Below are 24,819 nucleotides of genomic sequence, written 5' to 3'. Positions count from 1 at the left end.
AGGGTCCGGGGCGCTCAGCCCCGGGCAATCAGGTTTCCCGCATGCAGACCACATTCCTTATGCGTGGCCTCTTCCCACCACCAGCGGCCTTCCCGCTCGTGCTGTCCTGGCAGTACCGGGCGCGTGCAGGGCTGGCAACCAATACTGACGTAACCCTGTTCGTGCAGCTTGTTGTAGGGGGCCTCGGACATCCGGATGTAATCCCAGACTTCTTTTGATGTCCAGTTCGCCAGCGGATTGAACTTGATCAGGGTCTTGCCGTCACCGGAAAACGTGGTGTCTTCCTGGACCACCGGCACATCGTTCCGGGTACCGGGGCTCTGGTCCTTCCGCTGACCAGTGATCCAGGCGTCCACGGTTGCCAGCTTCTTCTTCAACGGATTGACCTTCCGGATCCCGCAACATTCGGAATGACCGTCCTGGTAAAAGCTGAACAGACCCTTGGAACTCACCAGTGCCTGCACTTCCTGGGCATCCGGGAACAGGATCTCAATGTCGATACCGTAATGCTCACGGACCCGGTCGACGAACTCATAGGTTTCCGGGTGGAGCCGGCCGGTATCCAGGGTGAACACCTTGAGGTTATCGGTCAGTTTGTGCGCCATTTCGATCAGAACGACGTCTTCTGCGCCGCTGAACGAGATCACGATATTATCGTGGTGTTGCAGGGCGGCTTTGAGGATCGCCCGCGGACTGGCACCTTCAAGTTCCTGGCGTAGCGTCTCGATGTCCTTCATGCAGTACCCGTGCTGTTTGACAATGTAGAGGGCAGGCTAACATTAAATCCCTCATAGCCTGAAGTAATGACAATCTATATCTTTATGCCTTAAAGGTGAGCCTCCAATGATAATCACGATGCATTCGGCCCCGGATTTCCTTATCATACGCGCTGATCAACGCCGAGCGCAGCTCGCCAACCGACCGATGTCATCAGGAGACGATTGTGGAACTGGCATGTCTTGACCTTGAGGGAGTACTGATTCCGGAAATCTGGATCGCATTCGCGGAAAAAACCGGAATTGAGGAACTCAAGGCCACTACCCGTGATATCCCCGATTACGACGTATTGATGAAGCAGCGTCTTCGCCTGCTGGACGAGCACGGGTATGGACTTCCCCAGATCCAGGAAGTCATCGGTGAGCTGGACCCGCTGCCGGGCGCAAGGGAGTTCCTGGATTGGCTGCGTGAGCGGTTCCAGGTGGTCATCCTGTCGGATACCTTCTACGAGTTCGCCATGCCGCTCATGAAAAAGCTGGGTTATCCGACGCTCCTGTGCCACAAACTGGAAGTGGGCGAGAATGGCCAGATCACCAATTACCTGCTGCGTCAACGCGATCCCAAACGCCAGTCGGTAAGGGCATTCCAGCTCCTGAACTACCGGGTCATCGCAACCGGCGATTCCTACAACGACACCACCATGCTGGGGCAGGCGGAACGTGGCATTCTGTTCCATGCCCCTCAGAACGTCATTGAAGAGTTTCCGCAGTTCCCGTCGGTGCAGACGTTCGACGAACTGCGCCAGGAATTCCTGAAGGCCAGCGCCGTCCACGAAAGCTGATCGGTTCGGGCCGCGAACTCGGGGTCAGATGAACGCCTTCATCTGACCCCATCTTCGACCCGGCTCTACCCCATCTCCAGCTCTTCCAGAAACCGCATCAACGGCCCGACCTTTGCCAGGGTTTCCTGGTACTCCGCCTCCGGGTCCGAATCCGCAACAATTCCGCCACCGCCCCAGCACCGGATGGTCCCCGTTGATTCATCGCAGAGCAGGGTCCGGATGGCGATACTGCTGTCCAGGCGGCCGTCCAGCCCATAGTAGAACACCGAGCCGCAGTACGGGCCGCGCCAGTGAGGTTCCAGTTCCCGGATAATCTCCATGGCCCGGACCTTCGGGGCGCCTGTGATCGATCCTCCGGGAAAGGCGTCGAATAACGCTTTCAGGGGTGAGACGCCATCCGCCAGTTCTGCCTGGATATGACTGACCAGGTGATGGACGTTCCGGTAGGACTCCAGGGCGAACAACTCGTCCACCCGGACCGATCCGGTGCGGGCGTTCAGGCCCAGGTCGTTCCGCAAAAGATCAACGATCATCAGATTTTCCGCCCGGTCTTTCTCGGAGGCCTGAAGCTCCTGTGCCAGAGCGGCGTCGCCTTCTGGGGTATCGCCCCGTGGACGAGTGCCTTTTATCGGACTGGTTTTAACGATGCTCCGGTCGATTTCAAGGAAACGTTCCGGCGAGAGAGACACGACAGAGAAATTGTCGGCGCGAATGAAGGCGCTGTAGGGCGTCGGGTTGGCCCGGGAAAGTGCCTGAAAGGCGGCCCAGGGATTGCCCGAATAGGTTCCGGTAAATTCCTGGGAGAGGTTGGCCTGGTAGCAGTCGCCGGCTTCAATGTAGTTCTTGATGCGCCGGACGCTGGCCCTGAATTGGTTCGGGGTTTGAGCCGGTGAAAACCCTTTTCTCATGCGCCAGAACATCTGTTCCCGTTCGGGTTCGTTCTCCAGCCAGTTGCCGAGCGTTTCGCGTATCTTCCGGGGGCATTCCGGATGAATCCACAAAAGATAGTCCCCGGACACCCGGTCAAAATTCGCGCTCCATAGATACAGCCCGGCTGAGAACAGGGGTAATGGCGGGGTTTGGGCACCCTTCTGCAAACGTTTCTCTTTGATGTGGCCGTATTCATAGCTGATAAAGCCGATCCAGCCGCCAGGCAAGACCCCCCTGCTTGGAGAGCGGGAAACTCTGAGTCCTGACGACTCTTTTTCGATGCGATCGGCCAGAGCTCCCGTTGATAGTGACTTAAGCGTGTCGGAGTCGTAGTCCACGCGGGCGACCGAGTTCGAGGTAAAGGAGGAGAGCAAGCCGCAATGGCTGTTATCCGCGGTACTGCCCAGGTAAACGAAATCATCCTCCTGTGCGGCATGTGACAGCAGACGGCAAAACGCCGATTTGTTCAGGACTGTTAATCCGGGAACCACCAGGCTTCCTCAGTAGAAAGGGTTTCAGGAGCGCATCATAGAAAGGAAGCGCGACCGAGGGAACACCCGGACTGTAAATTTCTTCGACATTTTTCATTAGCTTGCTGGAATAGATGAGAAACAGTGCACTGAATGCAGGGAAGGAAAATGAAACGATGCTTCGGTTACAAGCGTTCACAGCTTTCTATAACAACTTGATGATTTGAAACAGGAAGGAAACCATGCAAAAGCTTTCTAAAGTATTGGGCGCGTTCGTCTTTTGCTTTTCATGTGTGTTGGCCTCCAGCGCGGTCGCCAAAGACGAAGAGCCACAAAAGCGGGTCATTACAACACAACAGCTTGCGAGTGAGATTCAGGCGAACACCCGTTTCCTGGCTGCAAAATCTCTCAAGAAGGCGAAATCGCTGCTTGAGACCTATGGTGACTTCGCACCGTTTGGCGCGGCCCTGTTTCCCAGCGGAAAAGTCCGATTTGTCTGGGCGATAAAGCCGGGCGAGCTGGATAAGGACGTCAACCCGGTTGTCGTTCTGAACGCCGTTCGGAGTGCCCTCAAGTCACAGGCAGATAACGGTCGAATTCTGGGATCGGCGGTTGTTTACAAATTTCAGCCGGACAATGACAGGGATGGCAAGCAGATCAATGTGGAGCTGGAATACATGACCGGTTTCGCCGAAGTGTTGGGGACGCAATACCAGGAGACAGCAGACGGGTTTGAATATGGAGAAGGGGCGGTTCAGCCTTACGATCCTGTCATTTTCAAGAGCGACGAGAAGCCGAAAGAGTGATCCAGTCACGCTGGCATCTGTGTGCCAGGTCACAGTGTTTTTCGGAGTGTAATTGTTTGTTGCGGATTGTTTAGATCTTGTGCGCTATCTCTCAGAAACTTACTCAGGCGTTTGGAACACTGACCCTGCAGCAACTGGAAAGAGCTGCAGAAAAACAATAGAAACTCTTAGGAGAAATAATATGAAAGGCCTGAAAAAACTTACCCTGGCAACCGCAATTGCCGCAGCACCGTTCGCAGCCAACGCAGAGCTCAAGGCGATGAACGACATCGCCATGGGCGACGTCACTGGTCAGTCTGGTGTCACCATCGAACTGTCCACCAAAGTCGACATCGGTGAAGTTGCATACCAGGACGACGGCTTCCTCGCCATCAGCGGCCTGAGCATCGGCGGTGCCTATGATCCGGCTACCGGCGCCCAGGGCAACCTGGATGACGTTAAACTGATGATCGACGTTGCTGGTACTGGCGGTGTTGCGGATACTGGCGCTGGCGCTGTTGGTAACGCTTACCTGGAAGGTGCTGCGATCGCCAAGCCGAACGTAAGCTGGACCAACACTCAAACTACATCAACTGATCCTGCCACCACTCCGGCAGCTGCTGCCAACGAAGCTGGCATGCCGCAGATTGAGGATGGTGACCTGGTCATCGGTATCCGCTCCGTCTCTGGTGCGCCGGTGGACTTCGGTGTCGGCATCGACTCTGTGAAGCTGGCCAAGAGCACTGAGTCTGCAAACCTGGGTAATCTGGGTGCCGGTACTGGTACTACTCTGATCTCCAACTTCAAGATGAGTGGTATGCTGGGTCCGATTGACGTTGTCATTCAGGAAAACCAGAATGCGATGAACGTCAACGCCTACTTCAACGCGCAAGGTACCCTGAACGCGGACTTCGTTGGTACTTACATCGACTTCAAACTACATAACTCCCGTGGCACTGATACCAACGGCCTGACAATCGTCGACGCCAATAACAACACTCTGGTTGATACCAGCTTTGCGCACGCGCAAGTGGATATCGGCAAGGCGACCAACGCCGCTGGTAACGACGCTCTGGCGTTCAACGTCAACGACTTCTCCGGTGATCTGGATTTGACCAACATCCGGATGGGCTCTGCTAATGCGGCCTCCATCGGTGACGTTTACCTGACCGATATGAAGATCAATGCTCAGATGACCGTATACGGCCACTAAGCATTTGTCTCGCCGTGAGGCGTTGACATAAGGAAAGCGCCCCGGGATTTCACTGGGGCGCTTTTTTTTCAGGCGAAGAGCGAGGATGACACCATGGGCAAGGCAACTCAGAAGCATTACCTGGCAATGGCGGGCGTTGTCTTATCGCTCTGTGCCGGTCAATCCTTCGCTGAACTCAAACCAGTGTCCGACAATGATCTTTCAGGCGTGACCGGTGGTACCGGACTCTCAATAGACCTTTCTTCCCAGATCTCGATGGGAGGAATGACCTTTGAAGACAGTGGCCAGGCAAAGGTAAGTAATCTCAACTTTGGCGGTGCCGGTTTGACGACCTCGGGCCAGAGCCTTGGGCTGGGGCAGCGGCTGGACGATCTGACCATTGCCTTCGATATTTCTCAGGCCGGGGCGTTGAATATTGGCTTTCGTCCACTGAGCGCAGCCGGCACCATCGACTGGGGTATGTCCACGGGTGCGATCGATCTGGTTTCTGCTTCCGGGCAGACGACCCGTTTTGCGGACGGCCTGGAAGCCTGGGGCACATTGTTGTCCGCCGATTTCCGGATCCAGACGGACACGGCTGTCAGTCAAAACCCCAAGCAATATAGTCTGGCGGTTTTTACGCTGGACGATCTTGACCTGATCTCGAATTCCGGCGGGCTGTCCGTTGGAAACCTTCAGATTACCGGTACTGAAAGTGGCGGTATTCTGCTCGGCTCGCAGGCGTTGACGGATTTCTTTGGCAGTGCAGAAGGGATGACGTCATCGGAAGTCAGTACGGCCGTGAGCGGCGCCGAGAATGGTTTCGCGGTGATGAGCACAAGTGTCGGGACTGAGCAAGTTAATAACGGGGCATCAACCAGTGACCTGCGAACTATCCGAGTCAATGCCATGGCAGCCGATGTCAATGTCGGGAGCATGGGGGTTGGTGGCGTCGACCTGGGTGCCGCGACACTCGATAATCTGAGAGTCAGCGACACAACCATTCGCTTTAATCCCTACTGATCCGGAACCGCAATCGACAGATCAAAGCCGCCACCCGGGCGGGGAGTCAGGCTGATCGGCCCTTCGTTGATCGCCTGGGGAATCCGGATCTGGTCGATACCGGGCGGATTGCCGATCGAGAAGTTCACGTTCTGCCCGTCAAAACCAATGCCCAGCTGATCGTTGAGGAAGGTCTGGGTGAATGGCTCTTCGGGAATCTGCGCCTGTTGACCAAAGATCAGCGGTGGAATGTTCGGCGTGAAGTCCGCAGGCGGCTGGGCCTGTGCGATTTCTCCGGTTGGCAGGAGCAGCGCCCGGCGCAGGAATTCTTCCTGGGCATTGTCCAGCGCATCGGTTTTGCCTTCTTCCATATAGCGCTGAAGCGCTTCCCGATAGGCTTCCTCTTCGGCCTCTGTTACCACGGGTTCACCCGGCGAGATGGTCAGTGAGCGGATGATCTTCTTCCTGTCCGCTTCGCTTTTCCGTTTCTCCCGGGGAACGACAATAACGGCGGAATCCTTGACGTAAGTGTCGACCATTTCATCCGATGTCATTGTTTCAACGCCCGCCTGGGCCGTGAGGCTGGCGGACAGACCGGCGATGGCGACGGCCAGGGCGGTTTTGCCTTTCATAGCAGGGCCTCGTTATGGGTTCCACAGGCCAGTATTTGGTGTCCGGGGATGTTTTTCAACCAGATCCGGTCGGGATTGTGATCAATCTCTTTCAATTTCCGGTATGTTTGTCGAAAGCAGCAGGCGCCTTGGTATAGTCGGCGCCAGAGGTTGCTGTGGCAGGTCAGGACATAAAACATGCTCAAAACATTTCGGCATCGGTGGCGAGCCTGGGTGAACCGCCGGCTGCCGCGATCAGACAGTCGATTGTTCACTCAGAAAACGATCTTCATTCTTCCCACCGGCGCGGGTGTGGTCTTCGGTATCCTGCTGTTGATCATGCTGGTGACGGGCATCAACTATCAGAACAGCCTGATCTACCTGATGACTTTTCTGCTGGGGGCGGTCTTTGTTGGCGCCATGCACCAAACCCACAACAACCTGTCGGGATTGAAACTGACCCTTCTTCGTACGGGGGAGGATTTTGCCGGTCAGTCGGTGCCGTTTCATTTCAGAGCAACGGCCAGCAAGCGTGGGGCGGTTGCGATCCGTTTGTCGTGCGATGGCGAAGTGCTGCCCCCTATTCATGTGCTGCCGGATCAGTCCGTGGATGTGGCGCTCTTCGTGCCATCGAGTTCACGCGGGTATCTGAGACCGGAACGCGTCCTTATCGAAACCCGCTTTCCCTTCGGCCTGCTCAAGGCCTGGTCCTGGCTTCGTCCGGCAACGGCCGCGATTGTATTTCCGGCGCCCCTCAAGGCTCCCGAGGCCCAGCTAATGATGGGAGAGGGAGACGATGAAAACGCTGCACAGTCTGCTCCGGGGCAGGACCATGCCGATCTCCGCCCCTGGCGTGAGGGAGATCTCAGTCAGAGGGTGCTATGGAAACGCTTTGCCCGCAGCGGGCAGATGGTGGTGGCGGACTGGCAGGGCGACCAGGGACAGCCGCATTGGCTGGATTTCAATCATTACCCCGGTGTGGATGCCGAACTGCGGCTCAGCTATCTGTCTTCACTGGTTCAGGACCGGTCGAAACAGCAGGCGCCGTTTGGTCTCAGGCTGCCGGGCCAGGTAATCGAGCCGGATACCGGGGCCACGCACACCCAACGTTGTCTCCGGGCACTGGCTGTGTGGGGGCAGAAGCCCCCTAGGGATGCCATTCGCTGGCCGCATGGCACCCGCGACCGGGAAGTGTCGGATTCCCAAACGGCCCCTGATGTTCATGTGGGAGGTGCCGCGTGAGCGCTAGTGGAATGGCGGCAGGGAAGGCCCGGGGCGATGTGCCGACCGGCGCGTTACTGTGGTTGATCGCCGGATTCGCCGTTCTTCTGCTGCCGCAGTGGGACCGGTTGCCGCTGTGGCTCATCAGTGCCTGTGGCATACTGGCCGCATGGCGGTGGTTCGCGCAGACTGGCCGGGTACGCCTCCCCGGACGGTGGACGCGGACGCTGACAATGCTACTGCTGATCGGGGTCTACATTGCCACGGTCAAGGCCCGTTTCACCGTCGACACGGCGGCCTCGTTCTTTGTCCTCGCCGTTGCGCTCAAATGGTTGGAAACCCGCGCACCGCGGGACTTTTACGTGCTGTTTTTCATCCTTGCCTACCTGGCTGCGGTCAACTTCCTTTTTCGGCAGGACATACTCTGGGCCATCACCAATATTGCCGGGGTGGCACTGTTGCTCATCGGACTTCAGTCCCTGAATGCGCCGGATCTTCCCGGCGGCTTCCCCTCGGGGTGGCGACGGCTGGGCGGGCTGCTTCTTAAAACCCTGCCGGTGGTGGTGTTGCTGTTTATCTTCTTTCCCCGCATGTCACCCTTGTGGAGTGTACCGCTGGTTTCAGGAGAAGCACGTACCGGTATCACCGACACCATGAAACCGGGGGATATTTCCGGATTGGCGCAGAGCAGCGAACGGGCTTTCCGGGTAACGTTCGGTGGCACGATACCCCCTTACCGTGACCGCTATTGGCGTGGGCTTGTGCTTGATCGACTGGACGGGGAGACCTGGCGACAGAGCCGGGAGGAACCCTTCCAGGCTCCGGGGCGAGTGGCCGTCGATGGTGGCGTGGGACCGCTGGCGGCCAACGAGTACGATGTTCTGATGGAGCCGACGGACCAGCGGTGGGCGTTTGCGTTGAAAGGCTCATCGCCTGCCTCCGATAACGTTTATGAAGAAGAGGAGGACCTGTTCCGGTTCCGCAGGCCCGCGGACAGTCCGGTTCGGTATAGGCTCAGCCTGTCGGAAGGTCAAACCGGAACCGGGCTCGCGTTAGCCAGTGATCAACGCCGTCGTTATCTTCAGCTCCCCGCCATGGGAAATCCCAGGGCCCGGGAGCTCGGTCGCACTCTTGCGCGGGACTATTCAGACCCTCAGGTGATTGGTCATTTGCTGGAGCGTTTCCGAACCCAGCCCTATTTCTACACATTGCGACCGCCAAAAATGCCGGACGATGGCATTGATGCGCTCCTGTTCGATGAGAAGCGCGGATTCTGTGCCCATTATGCCGGTGCGACGACCTTTGTCCTCCGGGCTGCCGGTATTCCGTCAAGAATCGTAGTGGGCTACCAGGGCGGGGAACCGGGAGCCGGTGGCGATTATCTGATTGTGAGGCAATACGATGCCCATGCCTGGGTCGAGGCATGGCTGCCGCAACGGGGCTGGGTACGGATTGATCCTACAGCGGCAATCTCGCCCGCGCGGGTCGAGTCGGGTCTCCGCGATGCCGTTGCCGATGAGGGCTCCTTCCTTGAGGGGGAGGTATTGTCCGCCCAGAAATACCGGGATCTGGCCATTGTGCAATGGGCGACGTTACAGCTGGATCGCATCAACTACGAGTGGCAGCGTTGGGTTGTCGGGTATCAGGGGCAGAGCCAGATGGATCTCATGTCGCGCCTTTCCGGCGGGCTGGGCCTGCGGGAACTGGGGTACCTGACGGCCGGCATCGTTGGCGCAGCCTTGCTTGTGGCCGGGCTGTTCTCGGCGCTGCAACTGAGGCGCGGCGAGCGACGTGATGCCTACCAGCGAGTCATCCGTGCGTGGCACCAGACCTGCGAACGGGCGGGCGTGCCGGTCCGCCAGGGTGAAACTCCGGATACCCTGGCTGAGCGTCTGGCCCGGGTGCAGCCATCGATTGCAAGCACCGCCAGACATTTTGCCCGCATGGTGAACAACCATTACTATAACCCGGCGTCCGATGAGGACCTTCAGGCACTGCGGCGGTTACGCCGTTTAAACGCGGTAATGAAACGGCAGCTACGGCGGCCGGAACAAGGAAGCCAACGTACATCGTGACTGATATTTCCAGAGACATGCCCTGGCTCCAGCAGGCCTGGGACCGGGTTCAGGCCGGCTTCGCGGAGAACCGTTTGCCGCACGCGCTGATCGTCAACGGCGAGCGTGGCGTCGGAAAGCGCGCGTGGGCGGAGGCGGTGGCGGAGTTGCTGCTCTGTGATTCGCCAACCGGGGGCGATTCCGGTCGGCCTGTGGCCTGTGGGCGCTGCAAGCAGTGTGAACTGCTGGCGGCCGATAGTCACCCGGATGTCCGTGTCTATGCACCGGAAAAATCCCGGATGGTCAAGGTGGACCAGGTTCGCGCACTGTCCGCGTTTGCCGTTGCCTCGCCCCAGGTTGCGCACCATAAGGTGGCGATTATTGATCGGGCTGACCAGCTCAATATCAATGCCGCCAACGCGTTATTGAAAACGCTGGAGGAACCGCTTCCGGACGTCACGCTTCTGCTTCTTCAGGAAAGCGGCCGGCCGTTGCTGCCGACCATCCGCTCCCGTTGTCAGGCGCTCAATATTCCCGTGCCGCCAAAGCCGCAGGCCGAGGACTGGCTGGCCCGTACCCTGGCACAAAGGGACCCGGATCAGGTGTATCCCGGGGAGGTCCTTTCCAAGGCATTGATGCTGGCCGGTAATGCACCGAGGCTGGCGGCGGAGTATGTCTCCGGCGATTTTCTCGATCTCCGCGATGCCGCGTTCGAGGCCTTTCGGCAATACATGAAAGGGCGCGGGACGGTTGCCGAGGCTGCCAAGGCCTTCAAGGCGCTGGGTCTGGACGACGCCCTGTTCCTGCTTGAGGGGTGGGCGGCGGACCTGGCCCGGGTCGCGGCGGGCGGACAACCCTCTGACTCGGAAGCAGCGGACATGCTGTCATTTCTGGCCCGACATAATCCGGCGTGGAAGGCCCACGAGCTCCTGGACAACATTCGTGAGAGTCGTGCAGCCGGGGTCTATAACGCCAATCCGGAGCTGGAAGCGACCAGAATCCTGCTGGCCTGGCGTTCAATGATGCCCGGAAAGCGGGCCAGTTAGGCGTCTGCCCCGGTAAGGCTACGCGTTCCGGCGCGTTAGCTGCTATGATTTCGGAATGTCAGGGAATTTTTTACTCCCTTTTTGACAAGTGATCTGATAACACAGTGAAAGGTGTCAGTTATGGGCCCAGGATTTGGCGCGCGCAGTGGTATTCTTACCCTGACGATCAAAGACAAGGCGGTTCTCTACGCGGCGTATATGCCCTACATCCGTCAGGGTGGATTGTTTATTCCTACCCAGAAACAGTATCAGCTGGGTGACGAAGTGTTCCTGTTGCTGAACCTCATGGACGAACCCGAGAAGATTCCGGTTGCGGGCAAGGTCATCTGGATTACCCCCAAAGGCGCCCAGGGCAACCGGGCGGCCGGCATTGGCGTCCAGTTCAATGGCGACGACGAAACCGCACGCACAAAGATCGAATCCTATCTGGCCGGCTCGCTGAGTTCCGACCGTCCGACTCACACCATGTGAGGCTTCCGTTGTCATGAATGATGCGTCCGTCTGTGACCGGACCCGATCCGGGGTGAGTCAATGCTCGGAAAGAACCTGGTCTCTCAATAACATCGATCTCGCCGGCCTCTCCTGGTCGTGCCCCGGCTGCGCTTCCAAGACTCCTCCCACGCTGCTTCTCCACGGCTGGCTCGATAACAGCCTGACGTTCGAAAAGCTGGGCCCGACGCTGGCGGAATTGTCGGATGTGCATGCCATCGACATGGCCGGTCACGGGAAATCCGGGCATCGACCGGCGGGGCAGTCCTATCTGCTAATGGACTATGTCGCGGATCTGGCCGAAGTCATCGATCGCTATTTCAGTGAACAGGGGACGGCACCGGTTGATCTGGTGGGCCATTCGCTGGGAGGCATTGTTTGCGGTCTTTATGCTGCAGCTTTCCCGGAAAACGTCCGTCGCCTGGTGATGATCGACAGCATAGGAGCGATCAGCCGACCGGTGTCCGAGACGGTGCCGCAGTTGCGCCGATCCATCAAGAAGCGTCTCAACGGCTCCGGTAAATCTGTCGTTTATCCGGACCTTGCCACCGCTGCCCGCGCCCGGGAGGGTGGGGTCAGTCCGTTAAGCCACGAAGCAGCGTTAACACTGGTGCCCCGCAACATGGAACCGGTGGATGGAGGCTATGTGTGGCGGACTGATCCTCGGCTGCGCCATCCCTCGCCGCTGATGATGTGCGAGGAGCAGGTTCTGGCCACCCTTGAAGCTATTGAAACGCCAACCCTGTTCGTGCGCGCGGACAAAGGGCTGTTGTCTTATCGAAAGGGGCTCGAGGATCGTGCCTCACGAATCAGCCATCTGGACACGGTCGATGTGCCGGGGGGCCACCATTGCCACCTCGATGGTGAAACCCACGCCGTCGAAGAAGCCGTGGGAGCCTTTCTGTCTGATGAATAAATGGCACTCGTTGCTCGGAAAACTGGTCCTCCTCGTCGGAGCCGTGCTCCTGTTTCCTCTGAACAGCCTGGCATCAGAGCTGGCGGCATTTCCGGAGGCTTTTCGTCAGTTGACACCGGAGGTTCAGGTGGAACTGCGCTCCAGCGGCCATCTGGTGTTGCTCAGTCCGGTCCGCGAAGTCAATGACGAGGTTCGTGCCGAGACGATGGTTCGTCTGCCTGTCACCGGAGAGGGTAGGATGTACCAGTTGCCCCGGGATGTGAATCGCGAGCAGGCACGGGATCATTACCTTGCGCTGCTTCAGCAACAGGGCGCGAAAATCCTGTTCGAGTGTTCGGGGGTGTCCTGTGGTCGCAGCGTGGTCTGGGCCAATCGTATCTTTGATCAGGCGACCTTGAACGGGCGGGATTCGGAACAGAGCTATCTCGCCGCGGGAACGCTGGAACCGGACGGCACCCGATGGCTGACGCTGGTTTATACGGTAACCCGGGGCAACCTCCGAAAGTACGTCTGGGTGGAACATCTGAAAGTCGGGAATGGCGCGGTGGTGCCGGGCTTCGACGCCGGGTCAGACCGTGTGTCCGGGCCTCTCATTGTGCCCTGGCAGGGCGGCGTGACCTATCAGTTCGACTGGCAGTCCACGGACCGCCAACAGATCCGCGAGCAGGCTGGAAACAAGGGCGCGATCGTGGTGTTAGTGGGCTATTCGACGCTGCAGGACGATGAAACCCTGGACCAGTCTATTGAGCGTGCCCGGGCGGCCACTGAGACATTATCCGACGTGTTGGCACGGATCGGTGTCGGGCGGGATCAGCAAAGGCTGCTTGTGGTCGGCCCGACGATCCCGATTGATGATCCGGAACGTCAGGGGAATCGGGTCGAAATCTCCGTCATTACGAGGTGAACTATGGCCAGGGACAAGGAAGAGCAAGAGCCCCGGAACGAAAAGGTTTCTTCTTCCGATCAAGACAGTAATCTTTCCAAAGTCATGCAGACATCGGACGTCTCTGCCGTCGCTTCCTCGCAGGATGAGGGAAAGCGGCCGGCGAGGCGGCGAACCGTGGCATTGACCCTCGGTAGCGGCGGTGCCCGTGGCTATGCCCATATCGGTGCCATCGAAATGCTGGTTGAACGAGGCTATGAAATCGTCGCGATCTCCGGCTGCTCAATGGGGGCCCTGATTGGTGGCATGTTCGCGGCCGGAAAAATGCAGGCCTATAAAGACTGGGTGACCGGCCTGGGACAATTCGATGTCCTCAAATTGCTGGATGTGACCTTCAATTCGGTGGGCGCGATCCGGGGCGAGAAGATCTTTGCCGTGGTTCGCGACATGCTGGGCGATACCCGAATCGAGGATCTGCCGCTGGCTTACACCTCGGTCGCCACTGATCTTCTGGCCCACAAGGAAGTCTGGTTCCAGGAAGGACCGCTCGATCAGGCCATTCGGGCATCAGTTGCGATTCCCAGCGTGGTTACGCCCCTGGTTTTGAACGGTCGAGTGCTGGTCGATGGCGCGCTGCTCAACCCGCTCCCCATTATCCCAACCATTTCGGCTCACGCGGACATGATTGTGGCGGTCAACCTCAGTGGCGAAGATGACCAGCGGCGGCGGATTCCGGATGCTGCTTTCGTTGAGGAGGACGAAAACGCCGATATGGAAGAATGGGTCCATACCATCCGGGAGAAGGCCTCTCGCTGGTTTGACTGGGACACCGTCAAGTCGCTCGCCTCCCGGAGGGCCCAGCATGAAGACAGCCCGGAAACAAAGCTCAGCAGGGAAGTCCGGAAGAAAGAGGATAAAAAGCACTCGGCACACCCCGGCGGAGACAAGGGGCATGCAGAGGAGCACGAAACCATCGACTGGGACAAATTGGGGATCGGCAAGTTCGACGTCATGAACCTGACGATCGAAACGATGCAAAGTGCGCTGGTGCAGTACAAGATCGCAGGCTATCCGCCGGATCTGCTGGTAAATGTGCCTAAAAATGCCTGTCGCAGCTACGACTACCACAAGGCGCCGGAGCTCATCCAGCTCGGGCGGGAACGCATGGCGGCGGCTCTTGACCGGTACGAACTCAATCGCAACAGTTCCGGGCCCCTGGCTGTCTGAAAACCTCTGTGTCAGTGGGCTGCAGCCGGGGGTGGAAACAGCGTATAATCCCGCGCTGATATGCGCCAGAACAGGAACCTTGTCCAGTGACCACCCCGATTGACGACCTCCAGACAGTCCGCGATTACCTCCGGTTTGCTTCCTCCCGTTTTGCGGCGTCTTCGCTGTTCTTCGGCCATGGCACCGACAACGTCTGGGATGAAGCCGTCCAGCTCGTCATGCGCAGCCTCCATCTGCCTCTGGAAAATAACACCCTGTTTCTGGACGCGCGGCTGACCCGTGAAGAGCGCACGTTGATTGTTGATCGTATTAATCGCCGGGTGAATGAGCGAGTGCCGTTGGCGTACCTTCTCGGAGAAGCCTGGTTTATGGGCATGCCGTTCAATGTGGATGAGCGGGTGCTGGTTCCGAGATCCCCGATTGGTGAATTACTCGAAAATGGCCTCCAGCCCTGGCTGGGCGACACTCCGGTTACGCGGGTTCTGGATCTTTGTACCGGGAGCGGTTGTATCGGGATCGGTGCTGCGATGGTATTTGATGAGGCGGAGGTGGATCTCTCGGATATCTCCGAAGATGCACTTGCGGTGGCAGAGTCCAATATCGAGCTCCACGGGGTAGGCGATCGCGTAAGAACGGTAAAGTCAGACGTGTTCGCCAGTGTCACAGGCAAGTACGATGTCATACTGAGCAATCCTCCCTACGTGGATGCGCAGGATCTGGCGTCGATGCCCGAAGAATATCGCCATGAGCCGGAGCTCGGCCTCGCCGCCGGGCAGGATGGCCTGGATATCGCTCACCGTATCCTCGCCGGGGCGGCGGATCATCTGACTGAAAATGGCCTCCTGATCGTGGAAGTCGGTAACAGCTGGGTGGCGCTGGACGAAGCCTATCCGGAGCTGCCATTCACCTGGCTGGAATTTGAAAACGGCGGAGACGGTGTTTTCCTGCTGCGCGCGGAAGACCTCAGGCAAGCCCTCGGACAATCTTGAAGCGAATTCTCATAAGAACTGGATAAGATACTGAATCATGTCGGGAAATACGTTTGGAAAACTGTTTACGGTGACCACCTTCGGTGAAAGCCATGGCGCGGCGCTGGGCTGCATCATCGACGGGTGCCCGCCAGGACTGGAACTGTCGGAAGCCGACATGCAGCGGGATCTGGACCGTCGAAAGCCGGGAACCTCGCGGCATACCACGCAACGTCGTGAGGCGGACGAGGTCCGGATTCTCTCCGGTGTTTTCGAAGGGAAAACCACGGGTACGCCGATCGGGCTTTTGATCGAGAACACCGACCAGCGCTCCAAGGACTATTCGAAAATCGCATCCCAGTTTCGTCCGGCGCACGCCGATTACACCTACATGCACAAATACGGGGTACGGGACTATCGCGGTGGTGGCCGCTCCTCCGCCCGTGAAACGGCGATGCGTGTCGCGGCCGGCGCGGTTGCGCGCAAATTCCTGGAACAGCGGCTAGGTATCCGGATCAGGGGCTATCTCTCGCAACTGGGACCAATCCGCGCGGAGAAGCTGGATTGGGATCAGGTTCACCAGAACCCGTTTTTCTGCCCGGATGCAGACAAGGTGCCGGAAATGGAAGCCTACATGGATGCACTTCGGAAAGAGGGTGACTCCATCGGTGCGCGGATCAACGTGGTGGCCGAGAACGTCCCTCCCGGACTGGGCGAACCGATCTTTGATCGCCTGGATGCGGACCTGGCCCACGCGCTGATGAGCATCAACGCGGTCAAGGGTGTGGAGATTGGCGCCGGGTTTGATTCGGTGGAGCAAAAGGGCACGGAGCACCGCGATGAGATGACCCCGGAAGGTTTCCTGTCCAATAACGCCGGCGGCGTACTCGGTGGCATCTCCTCGGGCCAGCCGATTGTCGCGAGCATGGCCCTGAAGCCCACATCCAGTCTCCGACTGCCCGGCCGCAGCATTGATGTGGATGGCAACCCCGTGGAGGTGATCACCACCGGCCGTCACGATCCGTGCGTGGGCATCCGCGCGACACCGATTGCCGAAGCCATGATGGCGATTGTTCTGATGGATCACTACCTGCGCCATCGGGGTCAGAATGGTGATGTGGACGTTTCGACCCCAGTGCTGGGGCAGCTCTAACCACCTGGCCTGAGAGCGTTGGCGTAGCCATTTCGGCGGGAATGGCTGTTCAAAAAACGCCTGTAAATACATCCCTGTAAGGCTTGGTCGCGCCGTCCCTGGCGCTCCACATTTTTGAACAGCCATTCCCGCCAAAATTGCCATAGCTCTCGATATCGCAGGCATTGAAAGGAGGTCAGGTATTTACTGGCGGCTTTCTAATCTCTACTTCTGGTTTTTTGCGCTGCTTGGCGGGCTGCTGCCGTACTGGTCTTTGTATCTTCAGGATCGGGGCTTTTCCTACCTCCAGATTGCCACCTTGATGGCGACAATCCAGCTCACGAAAATCGTGGCCCCTAGTGTCTGGGGATGGCTCGGGGATCGCAGTGGTCAGCGCGTTCGGCTGGTGCGCTTCGGGGCGATCACCGGTTCGCTGTTTTTTGCGGGTGTCTTCCTGGAACCCGGTTTTTACGGACTGTTGCTGGTGATGCTGGCGTTTACCTTTTTCTGGAACGCCATCCTGCCGCTTTATGAAGTCATTACACTGAGAACGCTGGGCAGTCAGAGGGACCGTTACGGCAAGGTTCGGCTCTGGGGGTCGGTCGGTTTTATCGCATCGGTGGCCGGCGTTGGCGGGATTCTCGAGTGGGTTCCGGTCGGAACCTTGCCCTGGCTTCTGTTGCCCGTGTTCGCCGGCATTGCGGTGTCCGCGTTTCTTATACCCTCGGAGCGGGGTGAGGTGCGCCAGTCGGCTCCCAGCGGCAGTCTGCGGAAGATTGTCACGCACCCTTCGGTGGTGACGTTTTTCCTGATGAACTTCCTGCTGCAGGTTTCCCACGGGCCTTACTACACGTTTTTCAGTATCCACCTGGAACAGCACGGCTACGGAAAGTTGTCGACCGGGCTCCTGTGGTCGCTCGGAGTGGTTGCCGAAATTGGCTTGTTCCTGGTGATGCACCGGTTCACGCGGCGATTCACGGTTCGACAGATTGCCATTGGCGCGCTGTTCCTGACCATGATCCGGTGGCTTCTGATTGCGGAAATGACCGACTTTGTGGCGGTCCTCGTGTTTGCCCAGCTCCTGCACGCCGCATCGTATGGCGCGCTGCACGCCATTTCGGTCCAGTACATACAGAGCTTTTTCGGACAACATCACCACGGTCAGGGTCAGGCGCTGTACAGCGGCCTCACATTTGGCGCGGGGGGCGCCGTCGGCGCCTGGCTGTCAGGGTTCCTGGTGGACGGTGTGAGTACCAGCGCCGCCTTCCTTGGCGGCGCGGTGGCCATGGCGCTGGCCATTGTCATTACCTGGCGTGGCCTGAGGCCACCACCTCGCGTTCAGGTGGAAAATCCGGCTTACTCCTCGGGATCCTCCTCGTCTTCCTCAAGCTGAAGCGACAGGCCGCTGCCACTGGGAGCTGCTCCGGCGCCGGCGGATGATGAGGTTGCACCCTGGCCACCCTGTCCGTGGAGTTTGATCTTGAGGCGAAGGTTGTTCGCCGAGTCGGCGTTTTTCAGGGCTTCTTCCTCGGAGATCTTTCCGTCCTTCCAGAGGTTGAACAGCGCCAGGTCAAAGGTCTGCATGCCCAGGTTGGCCGATTTCTCCATGATCTCCTTGATGCCGTCAATGTCACCACGCAGGATGAGCTCGCTGATCGTGGGGGTCCCCAGCAGGATTTCGATGGCCGCGCAGCGTTTCTTGTCGATCGTGGGCACCAGCCGCTGGGAGACAAACGCCCGGAGGTTCATCGACAGGTCCATCAGCAACTGCGGCCGACGCTCTTCCGGGAAGAAGTTGATGATCCGGTCAAGCGCCTGGTTGGCGTTGTTCGCGTGCAGTGTGGAAATACACAGGTGGCCGGTTTCGGCAAAGGCGAGGGCGTGCTCCATGGTTTCGCGATCCCGGATCTCGCCAATCAGGATTACGTCCGGTGCCTGGCGAAGCGTGTTTTTCAGCGCCTTCTGGAAGCTGCGGGTATCGACGCCCACCTCGCGCTGATTGACGATGCTCTTCTTGTGACGGTGGATGTATTCCACCGGATCTTCAATGGTGATGATATGGCCAGCGGAATTGCTGTTCCGGTGATCGATCAACGCTGCCAGGGATGTTGATTTGCCCGACCCGGTTGCGCCGACGAACAGCACCAGGCCGCGCTTGGACATCACGACATCCTTGAGAATCGAAGGCAGACCCAGGGCATCGGCATTGGGGATTTCGGTCACGATGTTCCGTGCAACGATGGAGATCTCGTTGCGCTGACGGAAAATATTGATCCGGAACCGCCCGATATTGCGAATGCTGTAGGCCAGGTTCATCTCGAGTTCCTGCTCGAACTCGGCCGTCTGTTCCTCGTCCATGATGCTGTAGGCAATATCCTTGATCACGCCGGGAGCCAGGGGTGTCCGATCGATCGGCTTGAGTGCGCCATGAAACTTGGCACAGGGCGGGGCGCCGGTGCTCAGGTACAGATCCGATCCGTCGTGTTTGGCGAGAATCTTGAGGTAATCATCAAAGCCCATGAATGCTCCTGGTCAGCTGTTATCGTTTGTTGCGGTTTTTGCTATGGAGCGTCCGGCCTGTCCCGCCTCTCTGTCACCGTCTCTTCCAGCCGAACGACCTCCAGCAAGGCCCTCGCCGCCTGGCTGAGCTGCCGGCCTTCAAGACCGACGGCGCCAAGCACTCGATTGACGGAATAACCGACATCCAGCACGCGCACGCTGTCGTCCAGCATGCTGACCGGCAAAACACTCCACCCGAGCCCGACACTCGTCATCATCTTGAGGGTTTCAAGATAATTGGTCGGAATCTGCTGCTTCAGCGGCAGATTGGACTCGAGAAACAGTCGACTGACCGTCCGGAATGTGGCCGTGGCCGTATCCGGCAGCAGTGCCGGAAAGGGAGCCAGGTCCGCCAGAGACAGGTTCCGCCGGTTCGTCAGTTCGTGATCGGCACCGGCAACGAAAGCCATTGGGTCAGTCCATTGTTCGTATACCACGAACTGGCTTTGCATACTGTCACTGAGTGTGACAAAGGCCAGCTCCGCATTCCGCTTCAGCATCTGATGGAACGCCGCATCCGACTCCATGAACTGCAGATTCAGAGTGACGTCCGGATAGGCCTTCGTGAATCGTCGCAACCAGTTCGGCAGGTGATGCAGGCCAATGTGGTGGCTGGCAATAATCTCCAGCTCGCCCTCTACCACCGATGAATCCGGTGACAGCGCCACCGTCGCATTGTGGATCTCATCCAGGATCTTCCGGGCATGGGGCAGCAGCCGGCTCCCGGAGTCAGTCAGGCGTATCTCACGGTGGCTCCGGTCAATCAGCTTGGTTCCGAGCTGGGTTTCCAGAGCGGCCAGACGTTTGCTGATCGCGGGTTGCGTCAGGTGCAAAACCTCCGCGGCCTCGGAGAAAGAGCCCTGATCGACGATTGTGAGAAAAGCTCGCAGTGAGTTTGAGTCCATAGCGTTTGCTCTGCATTTTGGGGAGCATACAAACCTAGAATATGCCAAACCGGAATGCAAAGAATAAAAAACATGAATTGAGGTTATTCGGAAAGAGGGCGTAAGATAGCGATCAATAGCCAAACACCAGAAACCCCCAGAGAGTGAGAGAGAACCATGGCGGGCAAAACCTTATACGACAAATTGTGGGACGACCATCTGGTCAAGCAGCGGGACGACGGTTCCGCACTGATCTACATTGATCGCCAACTGCTGCACGAAGTGACTTCGCCCCAGGCCTTCGAAGGCCTCCGCCTGGCTGGACGGAAGCCCTGGCGGATCGACGCCAACATTGCGACGCCGGATCATAACGTCCCGACCACAGACCGGGACAAAGGCATCGACGGCATCGTTGATCCGGTCTCCCGCACTCAGGTTGAAACGCTCGACAAGAACTGCGATGAGTTTGGCATCCTCGAATTCAAGATCAAGGACCAGCGCCAGGGTATTGTCCACGTGATCGGTCCCGAGCAGGGCGCCACTCTGCCGGGAATGAGCATCGTGTGTGGTGATAGCCATACCTCCACGCACGGAGCGTTCGGGTGTCTGGCTCACGGCATCGGCACCTCCGAAGTGGAGCATGTACTGGCGACCCAGTGCCTGGTCCAGAAAAAGATGAAAAACATGCTGGTGAAGGTGAACGGCAAGCTCGGCCCCGGTGTGACCGGCAAAGACGTCGTGCTGGCGATCATCGGCAAGATCGGCACCGCTGGTGGAACCGGATATGCAATCGAATTTGGTGGCGAAGCCATTCGTGGCTTGAGCATGGAAGGCCGGATGACCATCTGCAACATGTCCATCGAAGCCGGCGCCCGTGTGGGTATGGTGGCTGTCGACGATACCACCCTCGACTATGTCCGCGGACGTCCGTTCTCGCCGAAAGGGGATCAATGGGACAAGGCAGTCGCATACTGGAACACCCTGCACAGCGATGACGACGCAGAGTTCGACAAAGTCGTCGAGTTGGACGGGGCCGCAATCATGCCGCAGGTCAGTTGGGGCACCTCCCCGGAAATGGTCACCGGTGTGGATGGTGCCGTTCCCGATCCGGCCCGGGAAGAGGACCCGATCAAGCGTGAGGGCATTGTTCGTGCGCTGAAGTACATGGGCCTGCAGCCGAATCAGAAAATTACGGATATCAAGCTCGATCGTGTCTTTATTGGTTCCTGCACCAACAGCCGCATCGAAGACCTGCGGGAAGCCGCGGCAGTGGTCAAGGGGCGCAAGGTATCCCCGAGTCTCAAGCAGGCCATGGTGGTGCCCGGTTCCGGTCTGGTGAAGGTCCAGGCCGAGCAGGAGGGTCTGGACAAGATCTTCATCGAGGCGGGGCTGGAATGGCGGGATCCCGGTTGTTCCATGTGTCTGGCGATGAACGCCGACAAGCTGGGCCAGGGCGAACATTGCGCCTCCACCTCCAACCGTAACTTCGAGGGCCGTCAGGGCTTTGGTGGGCGTACCCACCTGGTCAGCCCGGCCATGGCGGCTGCTGCTGCAGTGACCGGCCATTTCGTTGATGTCCGTGAATTGATGCACTGAGCCACAGGAGAGAGACCATGCGCGCATTTACGCAACACCAGGGTATTGTTGCCCCCATGGACCGTTCCAATGTGGACACGGACATGATCATTCCCAAGCAATTTCTGAAGTCCATCAAGCGGACCGGCTTCGGCCCGAACCTGTTTGATGAGCTGCGTTACCTGGACGAAGGCAAGCCGGATCAGGATTGCTCCCAGCGCCCGCTGAATCCGGACTTCATTCTGAATCAGGATCGTTACAAAAACGCCAGTGTGCTGCTGGCTCGCAGCAACTTCGGTTGTGGTTCCAGTCGGGAGCACGCGCCCTGGGCACTGGACGATTTCGGGTTCCGGGTCATTATCGCACCGAGCTTTGCCGATATTTTCTACAATAACTGCTTTAAGAATGGCCTGTTACCCATTGTTTTACCGGAAGAAGTGGTTGACCAGCTTTTCCGGGAGACGGAAGAGAAAGACGGCTACCAATTGACGGTGGATCTGGAGGCGAAAACAGTCACCACGCCGTCCGGCGAGTCTTTCGGCTTCGACGTCGACGATTTCCGCCGCCACTGTTTGCTGAACGGGCTCGATGACATCGGTGTCACCCTTGAGGATGCCGAGCTGATCCGCGATTACGAAGAGAAGCGCAAACAGACAGCACCCTGGCTGTTCAACGCGGGCAACTGATCAAACACCCAAAGATTTAAGGAAACGTTCCATGTCCAGAAAAATCCTCATGCTCCCGGGCGACGGAATCGGCCCGGAGATTGTTGCCGAGGCCGAGAAGGTCCTGAACAAGGTGAACGATCAGTTCAGCCTTGGTCTGAGTTTTGAAACCGCGCTGGTCGGTGGCGCCGCCATTGAAGAAGACGACACGCCGTTACCGGAGTCGACGCTGGCGAAAGCGAAAGAGGCCGACGCCATCCTGTTGGGCGCCGTGGGTGGTCCCCAGTGGGACAGTCTGCCCATGGCCAAGCGGCCTGAGAAAGGCCTGCTGGGCCTGCGTTCCAATCTGCAGCTCTTTGCCAATCTCCGGCCGGCGATTCTCTATCCCCAACTGGCGTCGGCATCGTCCCTGAAGCCGGAGGTGGTATCCGGGCTGGATATCATGATCGTGCGGGAGTTGACCGGTGGCATCTATTTCGGTCAGCCGCGCGGCGTACGAGAACTCGAAAGCGGTGAGCGGCAGGGCTACAACACCTATGCCTACACCGAATCGGAAATTCGTCGCATCGGTCGGGTGGCCTTTGAAGCGGCACAGCAACGGGGCAAGAAGCTATGCTCTGTCGACAAGGCCAATGTGCTGGAAGTCACTGTAATGTGGCGGGAAATCATGGAGGACCTGAAACGTGAATACCCGGATGTCGAGCTGTCTCACATGTACGTGGACAACGCCGCCATGCAACTGGTTCGCGCGCCCAAGCAGTTTGACGTAATTGTGACTGGCAACATGTTTGGTGATATTCTTTCCGACGAAGCGGCTATGCTCACCGGCTCGATCGGCATGTTGCCGTCGGCGTCGCTGAACGCCCAGAAGCAGGGTATGTACGAGCCCTGTCACGGTTCGGCGCCGGACATCGCCGGTAAGGGCATTGCCAACCCGCTGGCCACCATTCTCAGTGCTGCGATGATGTTGCGGTACAGTCTTGGCGAAGAAAAAGCCGCCGAAGCCATCGAAGCGGCGGTCAGCAAGGTGCTGGATCAGGGCCTGCGCACGGCGGACATCATGTCCGAGGGCGCGGAAAAGGTTTCCACCCGGGCGATGGGGGAGGCCGTCCTCGCCGCATTGTAAGCGGCGTGGCCCGGTCCGTTATATTTGAGACCCGACGGCAACAGGATGCAGTTGCCGCGGGATCATCCATCCTGTCCCTGCCAGCGATAACGGTAAAGGGCGGGCATAAAAAACGAGGTTCAAAGGTCGCACATGAAGCGAGTTGGACTTGTAGGCTGGCGTGGCATGGTGGGCTCTGTCCTCATGCAGCGCATGCGTGAAGAAAACGATTTCGCCGACATCGATCCGGTATTTTTTTCCACTTCCCAGACCGGGAAGCCGGCTCCGGATGTCGGTAAAGAGGGTGTGCCTCCGCTCCAGGATGCGTTTGATATCGACACCCTGAAAACCATGGATGTCATCGTAACCTGCCAGGGTGGCGACTACACCACCGAGGTATACCAGAAGCTGCGTGATGCAGGCTGGCAAGGTTACTGGATCGATGCCGCCTCGACGCTGAGGATGGTCGATCATTCGGTGATTGTTCTGGATCCGGTGAACCGCAACGTGATCGATGCGGCGCTCGATAAGGGCGTGAAGGATTACATCGGCGGCAACTGTACCGTAAGCCTGATGATGCTGGCTCTCGGTGGTCTGCTTGAGCAGGACCTGATCGAGTGGGTATCACCGATGACCTATCAGGCGGCGTCCGGGTCGGGTGCCAAGCACATGCGTGAGCTGCTGAACCAGATGGGGGCACTCAACGGTGCGGTGAAATCCGAACTGGAAGATCCTTCCTCGGCGATCCTGGACATAGACCGCAAGGTGACCGACACCATGCGCTCCGGTGAATTCCCCACCGACAACTTTGGTGTTCCGCTCGCCGGGAGCCTGATTCCGTTCATCGACAAACAGCTCGATAACGGGATGAGCAAGGAAGAGTGGAAGGCCGGCGTCGAGACCAACAAGATCCTGGGGCGGAGCGACAATCCGATCCCGATCGACGGTCTCTGTGTTCGCATTGGCGCCATGCGTTCCCACAGCCAGGCGTTGACCATCAAACTGAAAAAGGACCTGTCGGTCTCCGAGATCGAGAGCACGCTTGCCGGTGCCAATGACTGGGTCAAGGTCATCCCGAACGAGAAAGATGCCACCATGGAAGAACTGACCCCGGCGAAGGTGACCGGAACGCTCAGTATTCCGATCGGTCGGATCCGCAAGCTGTCGATGGGGCCGGAATATATTTCCGCGTTCACCGTCGGTGACCAGCTGCTGTGGGGAGCCGCAGAGCCGCTCAGGCGGATGCTCCGGATCCTTCAGGAGCGTTAAGAAATGTTACACAGTGGTCATTAATGCCAACTGTGTCCGGTTTCAGGAAACCGGTTGAGGGGCGGAGGCTGATTTCGGCCTCCGCCCCTGTTATTTTCAAGGACGGTAGGCAGTTCCGTGCGATAGATAAAAAAATGGTGCAAGGATTGCGGCTGATTGATTGATAAAAGAAGTTTTATCAACAATACTTGCGAAATTGACTATTAAAATAACGACATAATAACGAACAATATCCAGACGGAAGTCATCCAACCTCATCCGATTCTGTTTGAATGAAA

Annotated in this window: 23 protein-coding genes; 18 read left to right on the top strand and 5 right to left on the bottom strand. The window is 58.2% G+C overall.

Annotated features, from left to right (window positions below; genetic code table 11):
- Positions 1-14: 14 nt before the first annotated feature.
- The gene (locus MLD04_RS10955) at positions 15-737 is read right to left on the bottom strand and encodes a phosphoadenylyl-sulfate reductase (RefSeq protein ID WP_248158123.1); all 723 of its coding nucleotides are present in this window, start codon (positions 735-737) and stop codon (positions 15-17) included.
- A gap of 206 nt (positions 738-943) precedes the next feature.
- On the opposite strand from MLD04_RS10955, the gene thrH reads away from it, so the two are divergent.
- Positions 944-1,558, top strand: a complete 615-nt coding sequence (thrH, locus tag MLD04_RS10950; RefSeq protein WP_248158122.1) for a bifunctional phosphoserine phosphatase/homoserine phosphotransferase ThrH — start codon at positions 944-946, stop codon at positions 1,556-1,558.
- Positions 1,559-1,623: 65 nt separating this feature from the next.
- On the opposite strand, the gene pabB is transcribed toward thrH, so the two are convergent.
- A complete protein-coding gene (pabB, locus tag MLD04_RS10945) occupies positions 1,624-2,979 on the bottom strand; it encodes an aminodeoxychorismate synthase component I (protein WP_379883683.1) in 1,356 nt (451 codons plus the stop codon).
- Positions 2,980-3,200: 221 nt separating this feature from the next.
- Here pabB and MLD04_RS10940 point away from each other — a divergent pair, with 221 nt between their 5' ends.
- From MLD04_RS10940 to MLD04_RS10930, 3 genes are all read left to right on the top strand, one after another.
- Complete coding sequence (locus MLD04_RS10940; protein WP_248158120.1) at positions 3,201-3,764, top strand: hypothetical protein; 564 nt, start codon at positions 3,201-3,203, stop codon at positions 3,762-3,764.
- 181 nt (positions 3,765-3,945) lie between these two features.
- The gene (locus MLD04_RS10935) at positions 3,946-4,956 is read left to right on the top strand and encodes a DUF6160 family protein (RefSeq protein ID WP_248158119.1); all 1,011 of its coding nucleotides are present in this window, start codon (positions 3,946-3,948) and stop codon (positions 4,954-4,956) included.
- A gap of 93 nt (positions 4,957-5,049) precedes the next feature.
- On the top strand, positions 5,050-5,958 hold the full coding sequence (locus MLD04_RS10930; protein WP_248158118.1) for a DUF6160 family protein: 909 nt from the start codon (positions 5,050-5,052) through the stop codon (positions 5,956-5,958).
- Here the strand turns inward: MLD04_RS10930 and MLD04_RS10925 are convergent.
- Entirely contained in the window at positions 5,952-6,569 is a 618-nt protein-coding gene (locus tag MLD04_RS10925; protein ID WP_248158117.1) for a hypothetical protein, read from the bottom strand. The two genes, MLD04_RS10930 and MLD04_RS10925, sit on opposite strands and share 7 nt — an antisense overlap.
- Positions 6,570-6,746: 177 nt before the next feature.
- On the opposite strand from MLD04_RS10925, the gene MLD04_RS10920 reads away from it, so the two are divergent.
- From MLD04_RS10920 to MLD04_RS10875, 10 genes are all read left to right on the top strand, one after another.
- Positions 6,747-7,790, top strand: coding sequence for a DUF58 domain-containing protein (locus MLD04_RS10920; protein ID WP_248158116.1), 1,044 nt, complete (start codon positions 6,747-6,749; stop codon positions 7,788-7,790).
- 11 nt (positions 7,791-7,801) lie between these two features.
- Positions 7,802-9,844: a transglutaminase TgpA family protein gene (locus MLD04_RS10915; RefSeq protein WP_248158283.1), complete on the top strand. Its 2,043-nt coding sequence runs from the start codon at positions 7,802-7,804 to the stop codon at positions 9,842-9,844.
- Positions 9,841-10,869, top strand: a complete 1,029-nt coding sequence (locus tag MLD04_RS10910; RefSeq protein WP_248158115.1) for a DNA polymerase III subunit delta' — start codon at positions 9,841-9,843, stop codon at positions 10,867-10,869. Before MLD04_RS10915 ends, MLD04_RS10910 begins: the two co-directional genes overlap by 4 nt.
- A 120-nt stretch (positions 10,870-10,989) precedes the next feature.
- On the top strand, positions 10,990-11,340 hold the full coding sequence (locus MLD04_RS10905; RefSeq protein ID WP_008171779.1) for a PilZ domain-containing protein: 351 nt from the start codon (positions 10,990-10,992) through the stop codon (positions 11,338-11,340).
- Between the two features lie 13 nt (positions 11,341-11,353).
- Positions 11,354-12,274 (top strand): alpha/beta fold hydrolase, encoded by a 921-nt coding sequence (locus tag MLD04_RS10900; RefSeq protein ID WP_248158113.1) that lies wholly within the window; start codon positions 11,354-11,356, stop codon positions 12,272-12,274.
- Positions 12,267-13,178, top strand: coding sequence for a DUF4892 domain-containing protein (locus tag MLD04_RS10895; protein ID WP_248158111.1), 912 nt, complete (start codon positions 12,267-12,269; stop codon positions 13,176-13,178). The genes MLD04_RS10900 and MLD04_RS10895 overlap by 8 nt, the downstream gene beginning before the upstream one ends.
- 3 nt (positions 13,179-13,181) lie before the next feature.
- Positions 13,182-14,384 carry a patatin-like phospholipase family protein gene (locus tag MLD04_RS10890; RefSeq protein ID WP_248158108.1) on the top strand — a complete coding sequence of 401 codons (1,203 nt, stop codon included), beginning with the start codon at positions 13,182-13,184 and terminating at the stop codon, positions 14,382-14,384.
- Positions 14,385-14,470: 86 nt separating this feature from the next.
- Complete coding sequence (prmB, locus tag MLD04_RS10885) at positions 14,471-15,373, top strand: 50S ribosomal protein L3 N(5)-glutamine methyltransferase (RefSeq protein ID WP_248158106.1); 903 nt, start codon at positions 14,471-14,473, stop codon at positions 15,371-15,373.
- Positions 15,374-15,410: 37 nt separating this feature from the next.
- Positions 15,411-16,505 (top strand): chorismate synthase, encoded by a 1,095-nt coding sequence (aroC, locus tag MLD04_RS10880; RefSeq protein WP_248158105.1) that lies wholly within the window; start codon positions 15,411-15,413, stop codon positions 16,503-16,505.
- Between the two features lie 124 nt (positions 16,506-16,629).
- Positions 16,630-17,877: an MFS transporter gene (locus tag MLD04_RS10875; protein ID WP_345799619.1), complete on the top strand. Its 1,248-nt coding sequence runs from the start codon at positions 16,630-16,632 to the stop codon at positions 17,875-17,877.
- Here MLD04_RS10875 and MLD04_RS10870 read toward each other — a convergent pair.
- Both MLD04_RS10870 and MLD04_RS10865 read right to left on the bottom strand, forming a co-directional pair.
- The gene (locus tag MLD04_RS10870) at positions 17,841-19,004 is read right to left on the bottom strand and encodes a PilT/PilU family type 4a pilus ATPase (protein WP_248158104.1); all 1,164 of its coding nucleotides are present in this window, start codon (positions 19,002-19,004) and stop codon (positions 17,841-17,843) included. The genes MLD04_RS10875 and MLD04_RS10870 overlap by 37 nt on opposite strands.
- A 41-nt stretch (positions 19,005-19,045) precedes the next feature.
- Positions 19,046-19,948 carry a LysR family transcriptional regulator gene (locus tag MLD04_RS10865; RefSeq protein WP_248158102.1) on the bottom strand — a complete coding sequence of 301 codons (903 nt, stop codon included), beginning with the start codon at positions 19,946-19,948 and terminating at the stop codon, positions 19,046-19,048.
- 156 nt (positions 19,949-20,104) lie between these two features.
- Between MLD04_RS10865 and leuC the strand changes: the two genes are divergently transcribed.
- The 4 genes from leuC (at position 20,105) to asd (ending at position 24,541) form a co-directional block, all read left to right on the top strand.
- Positions 20,105-21,523, top strand: coding sequence for a 3-isopropylmalate dehydratase large subunit (leuC, locus tag MLD04_RS10860; protein WP_248158100.1), 1,419 nt, complete (start codon positions 20,105-20,107; stop codon positions 21,521-21,523).
- 17 nt (positions 21,524-21,540) lie between these two features.
- The gene (leuD, locus tag MLD04_RS10855) at positions 21,541-22,188 is read left to right on the top strand and encodes a 3-isopropylmalate dehydratase small subunit (RefSeq protein WP_248158098.1); all 648 of its coding nucleotides are present in this window, start codon (positions 21,541-21,543) and stop codon (positions 22,186-22,188) included.
- Between the two features lie 31 nt (positions 22,189-22,219).
- A complete protein-coding gene (gene leuB, locus MLD04_RS10850) occupies positions 22,220-23,293 on the top strand; it encodes a 3-isopropylmalate dehydrogenase (protein ID WP_248158096.1) in 1,074 nt (357 codons plus the stop codon).
- A gap of 132 nt (positions 23,294-23,425) precedes the next feature.
- Positions 23,426-24,541, top strand: coding sequence for an aspartate-semialdehyde dehydrogenase (gene asd / locus MLD04_RS10845; protein WP_248158095.1), 1,116 nt, complete (start codon positions 23,426-23,428; stop codon positions 24,539-24,541).
- Positions 24,542-24,819: the final 278 nt, after the last annotated feature.

The sequence above is a fragment of the Marinobacter koreensis genome (assembly GCF_023156285.1).
Classification (GTDB): Bacteria; Pseudomonadota; Gammaproteobacteria; order Pseudomonadales; family Oleiphilaceae; genus Marinobacter; species Marinobacter koreensis.
Note: the sequence above shows the minus strand (reverse complement) of the source record. Positions and strands in the feature narration are given on the sequence as shown.

Coding starts and splice junctions, on each gene's coding strand:
- leuD (WP_248158098.1), top strand. CDS start 21,541: ATGCGCGCATTTACGCAACACCAGGGTATTGTTGCCCCCATGGACCGT.
- MLD04_RS10930 (WP_248158118.1), top strand. CDS start 5,050: ATGGGCAAGGCAACTCAGAAGCATTACCTGGCAATGGCGGGCGTTGTC.
- MLD04_RS10865 (WP_248158102.1), bottom strand. CDS start 19,948: ATGGACTCAAACTCACTGCGAGCTTTTCTCACAATCGTCGATCAGGGC.
- MLD04_RS10895 (WP_248158111.1), top strand. CDS start 12,267: ATGAATAAATGGCACTCGTTGCTCGGAAAACTGGTCCTCCTCGTCGGA.
- MLD04_RS10900 (WP_248158113.1), top strand. CDS start 11,354: ATGAATGATGCGTCCGTCTGTGACCGGACCCGATCCGGGGTGAGTCAA.
- MLD04_RS10870 (WP_248158104.1), bottom strand. CDS start 19,004: ATGGGCTTTGATGATTACCTCAAGATTCTCGCCAAACACGACGGATCG.
- MLD04_RS10920 (WP_248158116.1), top strand. CDS start 6,747: ATGCTCAAAACATTTCGGCATCGGTGGCGAGCCTGGGTGAACCGCCGG.
- MLD04_RS10925 (WP_248158117.1), bottom strand. CDS start 6,569: ATGAAAGGCAAAACCGCCCTGGCCGTCGCCATCGCCGGTCTGTCCGCC.
- MLD04_RS10915 (WP_248158283.1), top strand. CDS start 7,802: ATGGCGGCAGGGAAGGCCCGGGGCGATGTGCCGACCGGCGCGTTACTG.
- leuB (WP_248158096.1), top strand. CDS start 22,220: ATGTCCAGAAAAATCCTCATGCTCCCGGGCGACGGAATCGGCCCGGAG.
- aroC (WP_248158105.1), top strand. CDS start 15,411: ATGTCGGGAAATACGTTTGGAAAACTGTTTACGGTGACCACCTTCGGT.
- MLD04_RS10905 (WP_008171779.1), top strand. CDS start 10,990: ATGGGCCCAGGATTTGGCGCGCGCAGTGGTATTCTTACCCTGACGATC.
- MLD04_RS10940 (WP_248158120.1), top strand. CDS start 3,201: ATGCAAAAGCTTTCTAAAGTATTGGGCGCGTTCGTCTTTTGCTTTTCA.
- leuC (WP_248158100.1), top strand. CDS start 20,105: ATGGCGGGCAAAACCTTATACGACAAATTGTGGGACGACCATCTGGTC.
- MLD04_RS10935 (WP_248158119.1), top strand. CDS start 3,946: ATGAAAGGCCTGAAAAAACTTACCCTGGCAACCGCAATTGCCGCAGCA.
- MLD04_RS10955 (WP_248158123.1), bottom strand. CDS start 737: ATGAAGGACATCGAGACGCTACGCCAGGAACTTGAAGGTGCCAGTCCG.
- MLD04_RS10890 (WP_248158108.1), top strand. CDS start 13,182: ATGGCCAGGGACAAGGAAGAGCAAGAGCCCCGGAACGAAAAGGTTTCT.
- asd (WP_248158095.1), top strand. CDS start 23,426: ATGAAGCGAGTTGGACTTGTAGGCTGGCGTGGCATGGTGGGCTCTGTC.